Raw genomic sequence first — 4,213 nt, 5'->3', positions numbered from 1 at the left:
TCCTGAGAAAGATCCTCAAAACGATTACATAAACGATACCTGGCATCGCATGAAACTCAAAAGAAATTCAGGATGCGAATTACTTTTGACGCGCGGGTCGTTTCTTTTGCTGTCGATTAAAATGACGGATGTCATCGGGAACCTGTCTCTCCATTTTGTCATATAGTTTTTTCAACCGGGCGACGACTTCCGGATTTTTTTTTGCGACGTTATGTTGCTCTGCGGGATCATTATTGAGATTGAACAACATCATGGCTACCGGCTGATCTCCTTTGATGAGTCCGGGTGGTTGGTCGGGCATGGCCTGTTCATAGGGTGCAATAATCGTCACGCCATCGGGGCCGCGAGGGTCAATCCAGCCTTTCCCCTGATTGGCTAGAAGCTGACGTGGCGAGGGTTTTACATGCAGCTTCCAGGGACCGCTGCGCACTGTAAACAGATGATTCCCCTTCATTGAGTACAAGGCTTCATGTTGTGATTCCGCGTTTTCGGTCAGAACGGGAAACAAGTCCTTTCCGTCAATCACACGATCAGTGGGAATTTTAATACCAGCCTGATTTAAGATCGTTGGAAAGATATCGATCGAGCCGCTGACGGTATCGATTACTTGTCGCCGCGGAATTTTACCAGGCCAGCGCGCGATCATGGGCACACGTAGTCCACCTTCCCAGCTTGTCGATTTCATTCCTGAGAGACCTGCGGTGTGACCACCAAACCAGGGACCGTTGTCTGAAGTGAAAATTACGAACGTATTTTCATCCAGACTGAGTTCCTTGAGAGTTTTGAAGATTTCGCCCACACTCCAATCCAGTTCTGCAATCACATCGCCGTACAATCCTGCACCGCTCTTTTTATAAAATGCTTCCGAAGCGGCCAACGGTTTGTGGGGCATTGCATGCGGTAAATACAAAAAGAAAGGCTGCTTCTGGTTTTCACGAATAAAATCAATTGCACGGTTTGTGTAACGTTTCGTCAGATCTGCTTGAATGACGGGGTATTCAAAAACCTTTTCCCCTTTGATTAAATTCACGGGGCGCATGTCATTCGAATAGAGAATTCCCAGGTAGTCATCAAACCCATGCCTTGTCGGAAAAAATGGAGGATTGTGACCGAGATGCCATTTTCCGACACAGATTGTAGCGTAGCCATTCTCCTTCAGTGCTTCACTCAATAAGAGCTCTTTGTCGGCAATGCCCACGTCTTTATTAAACCGTGCTCCATCTGGAGCCGGATTAAACCAGAGGCCATGCCGCCAGGGATAACGACCGGTCAACAAGGTAGCCCTTGATGGCGCACAATAGGGGACAGGCACATAAAACTGAGTGAGACGTGCGCCTTCTGCCGCCATTTGATTCAGGTTGGGAGTTTTGAACTTTGGATGCCCATAACATTCCAGGTCACCATATCCCAAATCATCAGCAAAAATTATGATGAAATTCGGCTTTGATTTTGATTCTGCTGCAACCAACCTTGTTTGGCAGTACAAGGTGATAGATATAAGACAAATGAGTTTACCAAAATTGCTTATCAATTTAATATCCTGACAGTCTAGGATCTGTATTGAGAGGGATATATGAAAAAACGAACTCGCATTCACTTTCCTCACTTTGCTTCTCGAATTGTAGTATTCAAATTAAACCAACTCAGAACAGAAGTTAAGCCCAAAGAACTCGACTCGGGCAAGAAAGAGACATTCATGAGACTGAAGTCCTGTCAACTATCGACTTCGTCTTGAGCCGATCATCAAAATGCATTATTTTACGGTTTCTCCAAGATATCTATTTAGAACTCGCAGATCAAATTTTATTCAAAATGCAAGGATGCACGATGAGCGCTCCCAGAATCTGTATTACGCTGACCTTAACGGGGCTTCTTATCTTTGCAGGATGTAACAGCGACAAAGGCTCTCGGCAACAGGCAGAGGAGCAGGAAACGAACTCAACCATTCCTAGGCCAGCATCTGTCGAGCCTCCCGAAGAGGGAGGTCATCCCGACAGCCCGCCGTCTCCAGACATACAGCGGTCCGCTGGAAAAGCGATGCACGAAACGGTCCGTGTCTTTTTTGGTACGGATCGAAACCTGACGGGATCTTCTGAACCAAAGAAATTTTTTGGATCAGAACGTGCCAATTTATCTCTCGGATATTGTGATGTCAGCATTCCCAAAAATCATCAGGCTGGGAAACTGGAATCTCCAAAATTCTGGAAGCTGGAATTTCGTGAAAATCCAGATAAACATATCGTGCTCAAGACGGTAGAACCTGCTTCAGGCAGGGATTTCTTGTCATCGTTGCAACAAACAATCCAGGACTCGATCGAAGTCGAACAGACTTCTGACGGCGAAGTGAGTGTTGGTGGCGAAGCGTTTATCTTTATACACGGTTATAATAACTCGTTTGAAGAGGCTGCACGTAGAACTGCTCAAATTGCTCACGACTTAAAATTTAAGGGAGCCCCGTTGATGTATAGCTGGCCTTCCAAAGCGAAGGGAACTCTAAGGGCTTACAAAGAAGATGGGCGGACGGCACAATGGTGTGATGAGAATGTGACGCTGTTTATCGAATCGATTGCGCGTCAGTCAGGAGCGCGTAAAATCCACCTCATTGCGCACAGTATGGGAAATCGAGTTTTATCACGTGCGCTGAAAAATATTTCTCAAGAATTGGCTCAATCAAAAGAACCTCAGCCGTTATTTAACGAAGTCATTTTGACAGCACCTGATATCGACGCCCAGCTATTCAAAAATTCGATTGCGCCACACATCGTGCAAACAGCCCAGCGATTCACCATATATTCTTCATCGGAAGATTTAGCTCTGAAAGCATCGCGGGTTGCGAATTCTTTCTGGCACGAAAGATTGGGCGAGGGAGGGTCACATTTGACGGTGTTTCCGAATTACAAACAAATTAATGTCATTGACGCTTCAGGCGTTGATACAAACCTTTTTGCCTTAGGTCATTCTTATCACGCCGATAACAATACCGTTCTGGTTGATGTTAAAAGCGTGTTTCAGGGGATCCCGGTCAACGAACGCGCGCTGCGGGCAGTCATGAAAAATCTTGCATGGAAATTTCAATCGACACATGGTCGCATAGGCAGTATCCTGCGCGGTACCCTTCGCTAAATCAGATGATGTGATTGCCAACCGTGGGGAAAGCAACGCGCGCGAGGCTTCACAGATCTAAGCTAGCGATTTACTATCTTGCCAGTCGGAATGAAATCATTTCCGAATCAATCCATTTACCCGAGGGGAAATGGTTCTGGTTCCAAGAGGAACGGGAATACCCTGATTGGTTCACCCAATGTCAAATCATCCGGATATCGCAACTGTGCAGCGCGATCAGCGGCAAATTGCAGTTTGGTTAATTCAAGACCACAGTAATGGTCTAAGTTCGATTCGGCTGCTACATCGGCGAAGACTTCACCTGCGGAAGCCGCATGTCGACGTACGCCGTGAATACTGCCTTCACGAACTTTGATACCAGCTGCGGAAAGCTTGACCAATCCTTTGAGGAACCGACCAGGAATGGAATCCGGTCCACAGACACGCAAGAGGCGTTCCCATTCGTCATGTGCTTCCCAGTAGAATCCCAGGTTGAAAAAGTCGATCGCATTCAGGTAATTTCGATGTTCCACCCAGTTATCTTCGGTGAGCGCCTTAGGTGGTTTTGGTTTGTTACCATAACTATGCCCCTTTGGATCACGATAGGGGTGAGGCAGGTTTTTGCTGGGAACAAAAGTATATTCCGGCAACCGGGACGACGGTAACAAACGAACTACATCTGCAACAGGATAAACCATCCTTTAAAATCTCCAATTTCTTTTCATCTAAGTTTTGGTCAGTATGCTTTGAAAGATCAGTCAGATCTTTGAATTTACGGTGATGAATGGCACAGTGTGAATCTCAATTGCTTAGCATCAATTTACTACAGTAAACAGATCTAACTCATTTATTCATCTAAGGTTCCGCACGGATAGCGCCCGAACCTCCTTGATTTGGATTCTCCCCACCTTTTTGTATGGGTGGCTCTTAGTCGACTCGCTGTACCAGCATGTTAATTTATGTGGCACTGAGAATAGGGTAGGAAACTGAAAACAGACTATAATAGCCTGTTTGCCAAGCCTTTTGTTGTTTTCCCATCATATACGAGCTTTATCGAACTTAAAGAGCAGATTTCACAATTTGCCGTAATTTCGCGAATTTCATGAGAACC

At 45.9% G+C, this 4,213-nt stretch carries 3 protein-coding genes; 1 reads left to right on the top strand and 2 read right to left on the bottom strand.

Features of this window, described 5'->3' with window-relative positions; genetic code table 11:
* Window positions 1-79 precede the first annotated feature (79 nt).
* Entirely contained in the window at window positions 80-1,531 is a 1,452-nt protein-coding gene (locus Q0668_RS00980; RefSeq protein WP_298859035.1) for a sulfatase-like hydrolase/transferase, read from the bottom strand.
* A 296-nt stretch (window positions 1,532-1,827) separates the two neighbouring features.
* Here Q0668_RS00980 and Q0668_RS00975 point away from each other — a divergent pair, with 296 nt between their 5' ends.
* Window positions 1,828-3,123 (top strand): alpha/beta hydrolase, encoded by a 1,296-nt coding sequence (locus Q0668_RS00975; RefSeq protein ID WP_298859032.1) that lies wholly within the window; start codon window positions 1,828-1,830, stop codon window positions 3,121-3,123.
* 116 nt (window positions 3,124-3,239) lie between these two features.
* Here the strand turns inward: Q0668_RS00975 and Q0668_RS00970 are convergent, their stop codons facing one another.
* Complete coding sequence (locus tag Q0668_RS00970; RefSeq protein ID WP_298859030.1) at window positions 3,240-3,800, bottom strand: DUF309 domain-containing protein; 561 nt, start codon at window positions 3,798-3,800, stop codon at window positions 3,240-3,242.
* Window positions 3,801-4,213: the final 413 nt, after the last annotated feature.

Source organism: uncultured Gimesia sp. (assembly GCF_937910335.1).
Taxonomy (GTDB): Bacteria; Planctomycetota; Planctomycetia; order Planctomycetales; family Planctomycetaceae; genus Gimesia.
Note: the sequence above shows the minus strand (reverse complement) of the source record. Positions and strands in the feature narration are given on the sequence as shown.